The 13,686-nt window shown below is 70.2% G+C and carries 14 protein-coding genes and 1 riboswitch; all 14 genes read left to right on the forward strand.

Annotated features, from left to right (window positions below; genetic code table 11):
* Positions 1-43: 43 nt before the first annotated feature.
* The 14 genes from trpD (at position 44) to A9A59_RS06455 (ending at position 13,573) form a co-directional block, all read left to right on the forward strand.
* Positions 44-1,063 (forward strand): anthranilate phosphoribosyltransferase, encoded by a 1,020-nt coding sequence (trpD, locus tag A9A59_RS06390; RefSeq protein ID WP_098503489.1) that lies wholly within the window; start codon positions 44-46, stop codon positions 1,061-1,063.
* Complete coding sequence (trpC, locus tag A9A59_RS06395; RefSeq protein ID WP_098503490.1) at positions 1,056-1,889, forward strand: indole-3-glycerol phosphate synthase TrpC; 834 nt, start codon at positions 1,056-1,058, stop codon at positions 1,887-1,889. The genes trpD and trpC overlap by 8 nt, the downstream gene beginning before the upstream one ends.
* Entirely contained in the window at positions 1,886-2,629 is a 744-nt protein-coding gene (locus A9A59_RS14260; protein ID WP_098503491.1) for a phosphoribosylanthranilate isomerase, read from the forward strand. Before trpC ends, A9A59_RS14260 begins: the two co-directional genes overlap by 4 nt.
* Positions 2,622-3,815 (forward strand): tryptophan synthase subunit beta, encoded by a 1,194-nt coding sequence (trpB, locus tag A9A59_RS06405; protein ID WP_423242395.1) that lies wholly within the window; start codon positions 2,622-2,624, stop codon positions 3,813-3,815. The genes A9A59_RS14260 and trpB overlap by 8 nt, the downstream gene beginning before the upstream one ends.
* A 77-nt stretch (positions 3,816-3,892) precedes the next feature.
* Positions 3,893-4,636: a CPBP family intramembrane glutamic endopeptidase gene (locus A9A59_RS06410; protein ID WP_098503493.1), complete on the forward strand. Its 744-nt coding sequence runs from the start codon at positions 3,893-3,895 to the stop codon at positions 4,634-4,636.
* Entirely contained in the window at positions 4,633-5,463 is an 831-nt protein-coding gene (locus A9A59_RS06415) for a CPBP family intramembrane glutamic endopeptidase (RefSeq protein WP_098503494.1), read from the forward strand. The genes A9A59_RS06410 and A9A59_RS06415 overlap by 4 nt, the downstream gene beginning before the upstream one ends.
* Positions 5,464-5,471: 8 nt before the next feature.
* Positions 5,472-6,263, forward strand: a complete 792-nt coding sequence (trpA, locus tag A9A59_RS06420; RefSeq protein ID WP_098503495.1) for a tryptophan synthase subunit alpha — start codon at positions 5,472-5,474, stop codon at positions 6,261-6,263.
* Positions 6,264-6,429: 166 nt separating this feature from the next.
* Positions 6,430-6,801, forward strand: a complete 372-nt coding sequence (aroH, locus tag A9A59_RS06425) for a chorismate mutase (RefSeq protein WP_098503496.1) — start codon at positions 6,430-6,432, stop codon at positions 6,799-6,801.
* A gap of 34 nt (positions 6,802-6,835) precedes the next feature.
* Positions 6,836-7,879 carry a 3-deoxy-7-phosphoheptulonate synthase gene (gene aroF / locus A9A59_RS06430; protein WP_098503497.1) on the forward strand — a complete coding sequence of 348 codons (1,044 nt, stop codon included), beginning with the start codon at positions 6,836-6,838 and terminating at the stop codon, positions 7,877-7,879.
* Positions 7,880-7,946: 67 nt separating this feature from the next.
* On the forward strand, positions 7,947-8,672 hold the full coding sequence (locus A9A59_RS06435; RefSeq protein ID WP_098503498.1) for a segregation and condensation protein A: 726 nt from the start codon (positions 7,947-7,949) through the stop codon (positions 8,670-8,672).
* 48 nt (positions 8,673-8,720) lie between these two features.
* Positions 8,721-8,828, forward strand: a riboswitch (SAM-I-IV-variant riboswitch).
* 93 nt (positions 8,829-8,921) lie between these two features.
* Positions 8,922-10,085, forward strand: coding sequence for a methionine adenosyltransferase (metK, locus tag A9A59_RS06440; RefSeq protein WP_098503499.1), 1,164 nt, complete (start codon positions 8,922-8,924; stop codon positions 10,083-10,085).
* Between the two features lie 5 nt (positions 10,086-10,090).
* The gene (locus A9A59_RS06445) at positions 10,091-11,104 is read left to right on the forward strand and encodes a nucleotidyltransferase family protein (protein WP_165772550.1); all 1,014 of its coding nucleotides are present in this window, start codon (positions 10,091-10,093) and stop codon (positions 11,102-11,104) included.
* On the forward strand, positions 11,094-12,518 hold the full coding sequence (locus A9A59_RS06450; RefSeq protein WP_165772551.1) for a phosphoglucomutase/phosphomannomutase family protein: 1,425 nt from the start codon (positions 11,094-11,096) through the stop codon (positions 12,516-12,518). Before A9A59_RS06445 ends, A9A59_RS06450 begins: the two co-directional genes overlap by 11 nt.
* A complete protein-coding gene (locus tag A9A59_RS06455; RefSeq protein WP_133117535.1) occupies positions 12,515-13,573 on the forward strand; it encodes an SIS domain-containing protein in 1,059 nt (352 codons plus the stop codon). Before A9A59_RS06450 ends, A9A59_RS06455 begins: the two co-directional genes overlap by 4 nt.
* Positions 13,574-13,686: the final 113 nt, after the last annotated feature.

Below are 13,686 nucleotides of genomic sequence, written 5' to 3' on the forward strand. Positions count from 1 at the left end.
TTCGCCACACTGGAACCTGCATCCCTGCCCGGGGTCCCGCCTGATGGCCGTCCAGGAAGCAATCAAGTCCCTCGTCGACGCTGGAGACCTCCCCCCGGCGCTCGCCGCCGCCGCCCTCGAGGAGCTCATGACCGGCGCCGCCACCCCCGCCCAGGTCGGCGCCTTCCTCGCCGCATGGCGCATCCGCGGCGAATCAGCCCCCGCAATCGCCGCCTGCCTCGAGGTCATGCTCCGCCATGCCGAGCCCGTGCCCGCCGCCGGCACCATCGACATCTGCGGCACCGGCGGCGACGGCATCGATACCATCAACGTCTCAACCGCCGCCGGATTCATCGTCGCCGCCTGCGGCGTCCGCGTCGCCAAGCACGGCAACCGTGCCGCCAGCTCGAAGTGCGGCAGCGCCGATGTCCTCGAAGCCCTCGGCGCCCGCATCGACCTCGATGGGCAGGCCATCGCCCGCATCATCGATGCCTGCAACTTCTGCTTCCTCTTCGCCCAGCGCATGCACCCCGCCATGCGCCACGTCGGCGGCGCCCGCCGCGAAATCGGCATCCGCACCGTCTTCAACATCCTCGGCCCGCTCTCCAACCCAACCGCGCCCGCCCGCCAGCTCGTCGGCGTCGGCGCCGCCCCCCTCGGCCCGCTCGTCGCCGAGGCCCTCGCCCTCCGCGGCGTTGAATACGCCCTTGTCGTTCACTCCGAAGACGGCCTCGATGAAATCAGCCCCGCGGCCCCGACCCGCGCATGGGTCGTCGCCGATGGCGCCGTCGCCGAGCGCACCATCAGCCCTGCCGATTTCGGCCTGCCCACCGCCCCACTGTCCGCCGTCGCCGGGGGCGACGCCGCAGCCAACGCCGGCGACATCCTCGCCATCCTCGATGGCGCTGAAGGCCCGAAGACCGACTTCACCCTCATGAACGCCGCCGCCGCCCTCGTAGTCGCCAGCCGCGCCGCCGATTTCCGCGAAGGCGTCCGCCTCGCCCGCGAGGCCGTCGCCTCGGGCCGCGCCCGCGAAGTCCTCGATACCTACATCGCGCTCTCCCGGGAGGCCGCCGGTGGGTAGCCCCACCATCCTCGACACCATCCTCGCCCGCCGCGAACGCGACGTCGCCGAGGCGAAGGCCGCCGTGCCCCCGTCCGAGCTCGAAGCCCGCCTCGCCGAGGCTCCGCCCGCCATCGACTTCATCGCCCGCCTCCGCCGCGACGCCCCCATCGCCGTCATCGCCGAGGTCAAGCGCGCCTCCCCCAGCAAGGGCGACATCGCCCCCGGCATGGATGCCGCCGCCCAGGCCCTCCGCTACGCCCGCGGCGGCGCAAGCGCTATCTCCGTCCTCACCGAACCCACCTGGTTCAAGGGAACCCTCGCCGATATGGCCGCGGTCCGCGCCGCCGTCGAAGAACTCGGTCCGGACCGTCCCGCAATCCTCCGCAAGGACTTCATCATCGACGACTACCAGCTGCTCGAAGCCCGCGTCCACGGCGCCGATGCCGTCCTCCTCATCGTCGCCGCGCTCGACGACGCCCGGCTCCGGCACCTGTACGCCGCAGCCGTCCGGCTGGGCATGCAGGCCCTCGTGGAGGTCAACAACGCCGACGAAATGTCCCGCGCCGCCGAACTCGGCGCCGCCCTGGTCGGCATCAACAACCGCGACCTCCGCAGCTTCCGGGTCGACCTCGCAACCACCGACCGCCTCGCCAGCCTCGCCCCGCCCGGTGCCACGCTCGCCGCCCTCAGCGGCATCAGCTCCCGCGCCGATGTCGAACGCTTCGCCGCCGTAGGCGCCGCAGCTGTCCTCGTCGGCGAATCCCTCATGGTTGCGCCGGACCCCGCCGCAAAGATCCGCGAACTCCGCGGCGTCCCTGCAGCCGCCCCCGGGGCCGCCCCATGACCCTCGTCAAAATCTGCGGCATCCGCGACGCAGCCACCGCCCTCGCCGCCGCCGATGCCGGCGCCGACTTCATCGGCCTCGTCTTCGCCGAGTCCCGCCGCCAGGTTACCCCGCAGGACTGCCACGACATCGTCGAGGCTATCGCCGGCCGCCGCCGCACTGAAACCCCGCTCGCCCTTTCGGGCCCCGCCCTCGGCGAAGTCTCGGCCCGCAGCTGGTTCCCCGCCTGGGCCGACGCCATCGAACTCGCCCTCGCCCGCGCCCGGCCCCTCCTCGTCGGCGTCTTCGCCCGCATGACCTCCGACGAGGTCAACGACATCGCCGAGGCCGCCCGCATCGACCTCGTCCAGCTCTCCGGCGGAGAAGATAACGCCTTCGTCCGCGCCATCCGCCGCCCGGTCCTCCGCACCATCCACGTCCGCCAGGGCGATGACCCCGCCGACATCACCGAGCGCATCGTGCCCGGCCTCGCCGCCGGAACCCTGCTCGATACCGCCCACGACACCGCCCTCGGTGGTACCGGCCTCGCCTTCGACTGGTCCATCGCCGAAGACGTTGCCGCCCGCTTCCCCATCATCCTCGCGGGCGGCCTCACCCTCGAAAACGTCGCCGAGGCGGTCCGCACCGTCCGCCCCTGGGCGGTCGATGTCTCCTCCGGCGTCGAAACCGGCCGCGTCAAAGACCCCGAGAAAATCCGCGCCTTCATCCGCGCGGCGAAAGGTGCCAGCCGTGATATCTGAAACTGCGACCCAGCTTCCGCCCCGCTTCGGCGAATTCGGCGGCCGGTACATCCCCGAAACCCTCGTCGCCGCCCACGAAGACCTCGAAGCCGCCTACCTCGACGCCCGCAGCGACCCTGCCTTCCAGCAGGAGCTCGACCACCTCCTCCGCCACTACGTCGGCCGTCCCACCCCGCTCTACTTCGCCGAGCGCCTCACCCGCGAAGTCGGCGGCGCCCGCATCTGGCTCAAGCGCGAAGACCTCGCCCACACCGGCGCCCACAAAATCAATAACGCCCTCGGCCAGGCACTCCTCGCCCGCCGCCTCGGCAAGACCCGCATCATCGCCGAGACCGGCGCCGGCCAGCACGGCGTCGCCACCGCTACGGTCTGCGCCATGCTCGGCCTTGAATGCGTCGTCTACATGGGCTCCGAGGACATCAAGCGCCAGTCGCTCAACGCCTTCCGCATGAAGATGCTCGGCGCCACCCTCGTCTCCGTCGACTCCGGCTCGAAGACCCTGAAAGACGCCATCAACGAAGCGATGCGCGACTGGGTCACCAACGTCCGCACCACCCACTACATCATCGGCTCCGCCATCGGCCCTCACCCCTTCCCTACCATCGTCCGCGACTTCCAGTCCGTGATCGGCCGCGAGGCCCGCGCCCAGATGCTCGAGCAGGCCGGCAAGCTCCCGGATGTGGCCGTCGCCTGCGTCGGCGGCGGCTCCAACGCCATCGGCCTCTTCCACCCCTTCATCGACGACCCCGTCCGCCTCGTCGGCGTCGAAGCCGGCGGTGATGGCGTCGGTACCGGCAAGCACTCTGCCACCCTCGTCGCCGGCCGGCCCGGCGTCCTCCACGGCACCCGCACTTACCTCCTCCAGGACGACAACGGCCAGATCCTCGAAACCCACAGCATCTCCGCCGGCCTCGATTATCCCGGCGTCGGCCCCGAGCACTCCTGGCTCAAGACCAGTGAGCGCGCCGAGTACGTCGCCGTCGACGACCGCCAGGCCCTCGAAGGCTTCCAGGCCCTCACCCGCACCGAGGGCATCATCCCCGCCCTCGAACCCAGCCACGCCATCTACCACGCCATCTGCCTCGCCCGCGAGCTCGGCCCCGGCAAGGACATCCTCGTCGGCCTCTCCGGCCGCGGCGACAAGGACATGCACACCGTGGCAGCCGCCCTCGGAGTGACCCTCTGAGCACTGGGGCCCGCCGGTCCCTCATCCCCTGGGGGCCCCGCCAGGCCGTCGCCGGCCTCGCCGCGTTCATCGCCCTCATGGTGCTGACCAACGTCGTCGCCCTCGGCGTCGCGCTCGCCCTCGACCTCGACTTCCGCACCCGCGACGTCGGCGACACCTTCGAAAAGGCCGCCCGTATCGCCGCCTACGCCGATGAGCGCCTCGCGGCCTCCTCCCGCGGCGACCCCCTGCCCGCCCCGCCGAACCTCCTCGCCGACCAGGCCAGCCTCCAGGTGCTCTTTATCGTCACCGCCGTCTCCCAGGCCGCCGTCATCGCCATCGTCGGCATCAGCACCGGCCGCTCCGCCCGCGACCTCGCCCGCGCGCTCGGCCTCCATCGCTTCGACTGGCCCGGGGCCTGGCTCCCGCTGGCGGCCGTCTTCTTCGCCTACGCCGGCACCTATGCCTGGGTCCAGTTCGTCGACCGCCTCGGCATCACCTGGCTCGAACCCCGCAGCACCGTCCCCATCGAGATCACCCGCGACGACCTCACCCTCAGCATCGCCGCCGCCGTCACCCTCGTCGGCGCCCCCTTCACCGAAGAGCTCTTCTTCCGCGGCCTCGTCTTTGGCGGCTTCAGCCGCTGGGGATTCTGGCCTGCCGCCGCCATATCCGGCATTCTCTTCTCCCTCGTCCACTTTGATCCCGGCAGCGTCGTCCCCTTCTTCGCCATCGGCGTCGCCCTCGCCTGGCTTTTCTCTCGCAGCGGTACGCTCTGGTACCCCATCCTCTTCCACTTCGTCTTCAACGCCGTGAGCTTCTCCATCCTCGCCTTCGGATGACCACCAACCGCCTTCGCCCCGCGCCCTGGAACGAACTCAGTGTCCTGCTCGGCCTCTGGGCCGCTGTTGCCGCCTACCTCCTTCCGCTCGCCCTCATCGACCCTATCGCCCGCCTGCTCGGCGCCGAAGCCAGCTTCCGCGACGCCGGCGACGCCTTCGAAAAAGCCTCCCGCATTGCCGCCTACGCCGACCTCGCCCTCGCCCGCGCCGTCGCCGGGAACCCCCTCCCCGCGCCGCCGCGCCTCCTCGCCGACCCGGTCGCCGTCCGCGTCGCCTGGGCCATGGCCCTCGTCAGCTCTGCCCTCTTCCTCGGCGCCCTCCTGCTCGGCGCGCGTCAGCATCCGCGTCAGCTTGCCCGCACCCTCGGCCTCGACCGCTTCGACGCCGGGCGCCTCTGGCTCCCCGCCCTCTGCGTCGCCATCAGCTACCCCCTCACCGGGGTCTACGCCGCCGCCGTCGAGGCGCTCGGTATCGGCCCCCTCGTCCCGGTGCCGTCCCCCGCCACCGTCGAACCAGTCCTCCGCGACCCTGCAGCCCTCGCCCTCTACGGGCTCGCCACCGTCATCGCCGCCCCGCTCAGCGAAGAGGCCGTCTATCGCGGCCTCGCCTTCACCGGCACCCTCCGCTGGGGCTTCTGGCCCGCCGCCGCCTTCAGCGCCGCACTCTTCGCCCTCAGCCACCGCGACCCCGCCACCCTCCTCCCCTTCTTCGCCATCGGGCTCGTGCTCGCCTGGCTCTACTGGCGCGCCGGCAGCCTCTGGGATGCCGTCGCCTTCCATGTGCTCTTCAACGGGCTCAGCTTTATCCTGCTCCTCGCGAGGTCCTGAAACCGCCCATGTCCCAGCGTCTCCGCGAAACCTTCGCCCGCGCCCGCGAAACCGGCCGCAAGCTCTTCGTTGGCTACATCACCGCGGGCTACCCGCGCCGCGCCGATACCGTCCCCATCCTCCTCGCCATGCAGGAAGGCGGCGCCGACGTCATCGAACTCGGCGTGCCCTTCACCGACCCCCTCGCCGACGGCGCCACCATCCAGCACGCCAACCAGGTCGCCCTCCAGCAGGGCGTCACCCTCGCCGATTGCTTCGCCTTTGTCCGTGCCGCCCGCGAGCAGGGTCTCACCGTCCCCGTACTGCTCATGGGCTACTACAACCCCATCCTCGCCCGCGGCGAAGCACGCGCCTGCGCCGAAGCCGCCGCCGCCGGCGCCGACGGCTGGATCGTCGTCGACCTCCCGCCCGAAGAGGCCGGCAGCTTCCTCCAGGCCTGCCGCGCCCACGACCTCAGCTTCGTCCCCCTCGTCGCCCCCACAACCCGCGACGAGCGCATTACCCGCATCGCCAGCGTTGCCGATGCTTTCCTCTACTGCGTCTCCGTCACCGGAACCACCGGCAAAGGCAACGTCGCCCTCGATACCCTCCCCGAGTTCATCAGCCGCGTCCGCGCCCGGACCAGCCTCCCGCTCGCCGTCGGCTTCGGCATCAACACCCGCGAGCAGGCCGAGGCCGTCCGCCGGGTCGCCGATGCCGCCGTCGTCGGCTCTGCTATAATCACCGCCATCGACGCTGCGGAGGAAAACCACCGCGCCCAGCGCGTCAGGGAGTTCGTGGAGGATGTCTCCGGCCGGTAGCGGACAGGTGATCGCGGCCCACAGACGGCCGGCTGCGCCTCAACAGGCGTGGCCGCGTCCACCTGTGGGCCGTGCATATGGCAGTCCCCCGGCCGGGGCCTTTGGCGCCCGCCCGTCCTGAAGCCTGCCATCCCACCCCCAGGAACACCCAGGAGGACCTGCGCGTATGCCCGTCCGCGGCGTCCGCGGCGCGACGACCGTCGACCGCAACCAGAAAGAAGAGATCCTCGAGCGCACCCGCGAACTCCTCATCCACATGGTCGAGGCCAACGGAATCCGCATCGAGGACATCGCTTCCGCCTGGCTCACCACCACCCCCGACGTCTACGCCGAATTCCCCGCCGTGGCCGCACGCCAGCTCGGCTGGACCCTCGTCCCCCTCATGCAGAGCCACGAGATGTCCGTCCCCGGCATGCTCCCGCGCTGTATCCGGGTGCTCCTCCACTGGAATACCGACAAAGCCCAGAGTGAAATCCGCCACATCTACCTGCGCGAGGCCGCTCGGCTTCGCCCCGACCTCGCGTCCAACGTCCCCTAGCACAACCCCAACCACAAACGGAGCAGCCTTACCCGTGATCATCGTCGTCTCCCCCGAAGCCACCCCCGATGACATCGACGTCATCATCAAGCGCATCGAAGAAACCGGCCGCCAGGCCCACCTCTCCGTCGGCCAGGAGCGCACCATCATCGGCGTCATCGGGTCCGATGAACCCGGCCTCGAAGACATCTTCCAGGCGCTCCCCCGCGTCGAATCGGTCCACCGCGTCACCCGCCCCTACAAACTCGCCTCCCGCGAGTTCCACCCTGCTGACTCCGTCATCGATGTCGGTTACGGCGTCAAAGTCGGCGGCACCGAACTCGCCATCATGGCCGGGCCTTGCTCCATCGAAAACGAAGAGCACATCTTCGATTCCGCCCGCGCCGTCAAAGCCGCTGGCGCCAACATCCTCCGCGGCGGCGCCTTCAAGCCCCGCACCTCCCCCTACACCTTCCGCGGCCTCGGCGAAGAGGGCCTCCGCTACCTCCACGCCGCCGGCAAGGCGCATGGCCTCCCCGTCATCACCGAGCTCATGAGCGTCCGCGACATCGACGCCGTCTGCCAGTACGCCGACATCATCCAGATCGGCGCACGCAACATGCAGAACTTCATCCTGCTCGATGAAGTCGGCCGCGCAAAGAAACCCGTCATGCTGAAGCGCGGCCTCTCCGGCCAGATCGAAGAGTGGCTCCTCGCCGCCGAGTACATCATGGCCCAGGGCAACCCCAACGTGATCCTCTGCGAGCGCGGCATCCGCACCTTCGAAACCGCCTACCGCAACACCTTCGACGTCAACGCCATCCCGCTCGTCCGCGAGCTCAGCCACCTCCCCATCATCGCCGACCCCTCCCACGGCACCGGCAAGGCCTCCCTCGTCACACCCGTCGCCATGGCAGCCATCGCCGCCGGCGCCGACGGCCTCATGATCGAAGTCCACAACAACCCCGACCACGCCCTCTCCGACGGCGCCCAGTCGTTGACATACGAACGCTTCGCTTCCATGATGCGCTCGGTCGGTGCTGTCGCCGCTGCAGTCGAGCGGACGCTCCCGGGGGTGTGGGCGCCTGCCAGCGCGTAACAGCACACACGGTCGCAAGACCGTACCGGCGCCGCCTCAGCGGGGGGGCATCGCGCCGGCAGGAGCTATGGCAGAAATCTCGCTGCCCGTCTTCCAGGGGCCGCTCGACCTCCTTCTCCACCTCATCGAGAAGGACGACCTCGATATTACCGCCGTTTCCCTCGTCGCGGTGACCGACCAGTACCTCGCCGCCATCCACAACGGCGAAGGCTTCGACCCCTCCGCACTCGCAGAGTTCGTCGCCGTCGGCGCACGCCTCGTCTACCTCAAATCGCGTGCCCTCCTCCCCCGCCCCCAGGGGGAGGAGGCGCCCTCCCTCGAAGACGACGACGTCGGCGCCGAGCTCGTCGAACTCCTCCGCGAATACCGCCGCTTCCTCCAGGTCGTCGAACTCCTCGAAGAGCGCCAGGAAGCCGGCCTCCGCATCTACACCCGCCTCGCTCCCCCGCCCGCCCTGCCCGAAGCCTCCCCCCTCGAAGGCGTCAGCATCGAGCGCCTCCACGCCCTCATGCTCAAGCTCCTTCAGCGCCGCCCCCGCGAAGCACGCCCGCGCGCCATCCTCCCCCGCGATACCACCATCACCCTCGCCCAGCGCCTCGAACAGTTCCGCGAACGGCTCCGCCGGCGCGGCCGCTTCTCCTTCCGCCGCGCCATCCTCGAGTGCGCCACCCGCGTCGAAGTCGTCGTCTCCTTCCTCGCCGTCCTCGAACTCCTCCGAACCGGCGAAGCCGATGCCCTCCAGGAAACCCCCTGGGGCGATATCCAGGTCCTCGCCCTCGCCCCCGCCGCCTGACGCTCTCCCCCGCATCTTCCGCGACGACAGCCCGCCTGCTACCCTTGCTGCAAGCGTCAAGAGGGCGTTCGTGCCCGGCAACCTGGTTATGCCTCCAAGGTGCCAAACCGACGCGGCCCCGCGGCCTCGGCCGCACGGGCAACAAAAGGCGGGCTTGCGGGAAGGCCCGCCCCTCGCCGCCAATCCCACCGGCGCGAGGGGATTTTTCATGCCCGCGCGAAGGCAACTCCATCACCGAAAGGGCAGCACGTGTCCGAACGCAAGCTCCTCACCTCCGAGTCCGTCACCGAAGGCCACCCCGATAAGCTCTGCGACCAGGTCAGCGATGCCGTCCTCGACGCACTCCTCGAGCAGGACCCCCAGGCCCGCGTCGCCTGCGAAACCGCCACCACCAACGGCCTCGTCCTCGTCATGGGCGAAATCACCACCTCCGGCTACGTCGATATCAACAAGCTCGTCCGCAAAACTATCGTCGATATCGGCTACGACTCCTCCGTCAAAGGCTTCGACGGCCACACCTGCGGCGTCATCACCTCCATCTCTGAACAGTCCCCCGATATCTCCCAGGGCGTGAACAACAGCGACCCCCGCAACATCGGCGCTGGCGACCAGGGCATGATGATCGGCTTCGCCTGCCGCGAAACCCCTGAGTTCATGCCCCTGACCATCTCCCTCGCCCATCGGCTCACCCGCCGCCTCGCCGAAGTCCGCAAAACCGGCCTCCTCCCCTGGGTCTGGCCCGACGGCAAATCCCAGGTCACAGTCGAATACGACGAGCACTGGAACCCCATCCAGGTGGACACTGTCGTGATCTCCACCCAGCATGCCCCCGATGTCGAAGACCAGGAGTTCATCACGACCCAGGTCAAAAAGCACGTCATCGAACCCGTCGCCGGCCCGCTGCTCAGTAAGGACGTCATCATCCACGTCAACCCCACCGGCCGCTTCGTGATCGGCGGCCCCCGCGGCGACGCCGGCCTCACCGGCCGCAAGATCATCGTCGATACCTACGGCGGCGTCGCCCGCCACGGCGGCGGCGCCTTCTCCGGCAAAGACCCCACCAAGGTCGACCGCTCCGGCGCCTACGCCGCCCGCTGGGTCGCCAAGACTATCGTCGCCGCCGGCCTCGCCAGCCGCTGCGAATTCATGCTTTCCTACGCCATCGGCGTCGCCCACCCCACCTCCATCGGCGTCGAAACCTTCGGCACCGGCCTCATCCCCGATTCCGAAATCCTCGCCGCCGTCCGCAAAGTCTTCGACCTCCGCCCCGGCGCCATCATCGAAGACCTCCAGCTCCGCCGGCCCATCTACCGCCCCACCGCCGCCTACGGCCATTTCGGCCGTACCGACCTCGACCTCCCCTGGGAGGATACCTCCCGCGCACCCGACCTCCGCGCAGCCGCCGGTCGCTAGCCACCGTGGACGCCATCCTCTTGGTCGGCGGCCAGGGCACCCGCCTCCGCCCCCTCACCGCACGGCGCCACAAAAGTCTCGTGCCCGTCTGCAACCGGCCCGCCATCGAATACCTCTTCGACTGGCTCACCCGGTCCGGCATCCAGCGCGTCGTCCTCGCTCTCGGCCTCGCCAACGAAGACCTCGCCCGCTGCTACCCCGCCGGCCCCCGCGGGCCCCTCGAACTCCTGCCAGTCATCGAAACCACCCGTCTCGAATCAGGAGGCGCCATCCGCAACGCCGTCCAGGTCGCCGGCATCAATGACCGCTTCCTCGTCCTCAACGGCGACGTCTACCTCGATTTCGATTTCTCCGCTGCGCTCGCTGCCCACCTCGCCCGCCGCGCCGACCTCACCGTCGCCCTCCACGAAGTCGACGACCCCTCCCAGTTCGGCGTCGCCGTCTGCGACGCAGACGGCTTCATCACCGGCTTCGTCGAAAAACCGCCCCCCGGCGAGGCCCCCGGCCGCCTCGTCAACGCCGGCGCCTGGATCTTCGAGCGCCGCATCGTCGACGAGATCCCCCCGGGCGCCGTCCGCGTCGAGGAAACCCTCTTCCCCTCCCTCGTCGCACGGCGCCGCCCCGTCCTCGGCTATCGCTTCGAAGGCCATTGGGCCGACCTCGGCACCCCGGCGCGCTACCTCGCCCTCCATCGCGCCCTGCTCGGCGCAGCCAACGCCATCGACCCCGCCGCCCGCATCGCGCCCGGCGCGCGCATCACGGGCACCGCCGTCGGCCCCGGCTGCGACATCGCCCCCGGCGCCGAACTCTCTGCCTCCGTCCTCTGGGAGAACGTCCGCATCGGCCCCGGCGCCGTCGTCCGCGACTCCGTCATCGCCGATGGCGCCACCGTCGGCGAAGGCGCCATCCTCGACCGGTGCGTCCTTGGCCCCGGTGGGGCCATCGCCCCCGGCAGCCGGCCCCCCGCGGGGACGATCGTTGACGCAGGTGCCAGCTATCATGAGCCCCATGCCGGATAACCCCGTTCGCTTCGGCACCGATGGCTGGCGCGCCATCATCGCCGATACCTTCACCTTCGAAAACGTCCGCGCCTGCGCCCGCGCCGTCGCCGAGCACTTCGCCGAACACGGCGGCACATCCCGACCCCTCGTCGTCGGGTTCGATACCCGCTTCCTCTCGGACCACTTCGCCCGCGAAGTCGCTCGCGTCCTCGCCGGCGCCGGGTTCACCGTCCAGCTCGCCGCCCGCCCCGCCCCCACCCCAGCCATCAGCTACCGCATCATCGAAATCGGCGCCGCAGGCGGCGTCGTCGTCACCAGCTCCCACAATCCGTTCAACTGGAACGGCATCAAAGTCAAACCGCACTACGGCGGCAGCGCCAGCCCCGAAATCGTCGCCGACATCGAGCGCCGCGTCCCCGAAATCCTCACCGACCCTGCGCGCATCCGCCTCGCGCCATCCGCTTCCGACGCCATCACGCCTTTCGATCCCCTGCCCGGCTACCTCACCGCACTCGGCCGGCAGGTCAACCTCCAGCGCATCCGCGCCGCCGGCCTCAGCGTCGCCGTCGACCCCATGTACGGCGCCGGCGCCGGCCTCTTCGGCGAACTGCTCTCCGGCGGCTCCACCACCGTCCGTGAAATCCACAGCGAACGGAACCCTCTCTTCCCCGGAATCCGCGCACCAGAGCCGATCGAAAGCAACCTCTCCGAATTCCTGCTCCTCATGTCCACCGGCCGCTACGCCATCGGCATCGCCAACGACGGTGACGCCGACCGCGTCGGCCTCGTCGACGAACAGGGCCGCTACGTCGACCAGCTCCGCACCTTCGCCCTCCTCATCAACCACCTCCTCGGCGAACGCGGGCTCCGCGGCCCCATCGTCCGCTCCATCACCACCACCCGCATGGCCAACCTCCTCGCCGCCCACTATGGCGTCGAATGCTTCGAGACCCCCGTCGGCTTCAAATTCATCGGCCCGCTCATGATGGAGAAAGACGCGCTCATCGGCGGCGAAGAATCTGGCGGCTACGGCTTCCGCGGCCACCTGCCCGAGCGCGATGGCATCCTCGCCGGCCTCTTCCTCCTCGATTACGTCGCCGCCACAGGCAAACCGCCCTCCGAACTGCTTGAAAACGTCTTCGCCATCACCGGCCCCCATTTCTACGCCCGCGACGATTACGAGCTCGAACCCGGCCAGCGCGAGCTGGTCCGCGCCGCCCTCGATGCCGCCGCACCCGCCGAGATCGCCGGCCGTCGGGTCACCGCCTCCGACCGCACCGATGGCTGGCGCTATCTCTTCGATGGCGGCTGGCTCCTCTTCCGCCTCTCCGGCACCGAGCCGCTCCTCCGCATCTACACCGAAGTGACCGACGAAGCCCTCGTCCGGCCCGTGCTTGAAGCCGGCCGCGCGATCGCCGGGGTCCCTGCGTGAGCCGGCCCGCCGGCCAGCCCCACGCCGACCCCTCGCCCATGTGGCGGCACATCGCCGCCTTTGGCGATGTCCTCCGCGCCGAATGGCGCCGCGCCGCCGACCTCGAACTCCCGACCAACCGCGAGCCCGACCACCTCGTCATCGCAGCAACCGGCGGTTCCGCCGCCGCCGGCGATATCGTCGCCGGCCTCGCAGCCGCGACCAGCGAGATCCCTGTCTGCGTCGTCCGCGGCCGCCAGCTCCCCAACTTCGTCGGCGAACGCTCCCTCGTCGTCGCCGTCTCCTGCTCAGGCAACACCGCCGAAACCCTCGCCCTCTACGACGACGCATGGCGGCGCGATGCCAGCCTCCTCGCCATCACCCGTGGCGGCCGCCTCGGCGAACGCTGCGCCGACGACGGCATCCCGGTCTGGGCCTTCACTACTGATGCCCCGCCCCGCGCGGCCGTCGCCCACATCCTCGCGCCCCTCCTCCGCATCCTCGAACGGCTCGGTCTCTACGTCGTCACCACCCCCGCCGTCGATGCCGCCGGCGCCCTGTGCACCAGCTACGCCGAAGCGCTCGCCCCCCGCATCCCGGCAGACCGCAACCCGGTGCGCGCCGCCGCCAAAGCACTGGCCGGCCGGGTGCCGCTCGTCCTTGCCGGCGCACGCCTCGCCCCGGTCGCCGAGCGCGCCCGCAACCAGCTCGCCGAAAACGCCAAGACCCTCGCCGCAGCCGCCATCCTCCCCGAAGCCGCCCACAACCTCGTCGTCGGATTCGACCCCCTGGCTGCCAGGCACTGGGCCATCATCGCCCTCGCCGCTGCCGGCGACCCCGCCGCACCCTACCTCGACGCCGTCGCCGACCTCGCCGCCGACCGAGGCATCCCCTGGCAGCAACTCGACATACCTGGTGCCGATCCCTTCGAGCAGGTCCTCGCCGGCCTTGTTGCAGTCGACGCCCTCTCCCTCCACCTCGCCATCGCACGCGGCGTCGACCCCCTCCCCATCCCCGAGATTGACGCCATCCGCGCACGCCTCGGCGGCCTTCCCTCCGCCGAAATATCGACGTAATCTCGTATTCTGCGGAACGAACGGAGGGCAATCGGCTTACCGGCCACCCCTCCCGCCAGCGCCCACCCCACGGGCAGCCGCGACCGCACGGCGCGGCAGGCAGCCGGCTTCCC

The sequence above is a fragment of the Tepidiforma thermophila genome, from assembly GCF_002563855.1.
Taxonomy (GTDB): Bacteria; Chloroflexota; Dehalococcoidia; order Tepidiformales; family Tepidiformaceae; genus Tepidiforma; species Tepidiforma thermophila.

Coding starts and splice junctions, on each gene's coding strand:
- trpD (WP_098503489.1), top strand. CDS start 44: ATGGCCGTCCAGGAAGCAATCAAGTCCCTCGTCGACGCTGGAGACCTC.
- A9A59_RS06450 (WP_165772551.1), top strand. CDS start 11,094: ATGCCGGATAACCCCGTTCGCTTCGGCACCGATGGCTGGCGCGCCATC.
- A9A59_RS06415 (WP_098503494.1), top strand. CDS start 4,633: ATGACCACCAACCGCCTTCGCCCCGCGCCCTGGAACGAACTCAGTGTC.
- A9A59_RS06435 (WP_098503498.1), top strand. CDS start 7,947: ATGGCAGAAATCTCGCTGCCCGTCTTCCAGGGGCCGCTCGACCTCCTT.
- A9A59_RS06410 (WP_098503493.1), top strand. CDS start 3,893: ATGGTGCTGACCAACGTCGTCGCCCTCGGCGTCGCGCTCGCCCTCGAC.
- trpA (WP_098503495.1), top strand. CDS start 5,472: ATGTCCCAGCGTCTCCGCGAAACCTTCGCCCGCGCCCGCGAAACCGGC.
- A9A59_RS14260 (WP_098503491.1), top strand. CDS start 1,886: ATGACCCTCGTCAAAATCTGCGGCATCCGCGACGCAGCCACCGCCCTC.
- aroH (WP_098503496.1), top strand. CDS start 6,430: ATGCCCGTCCGCGGCGTCCGCGGCGCGACGACCGTCGACCGCAACCAG.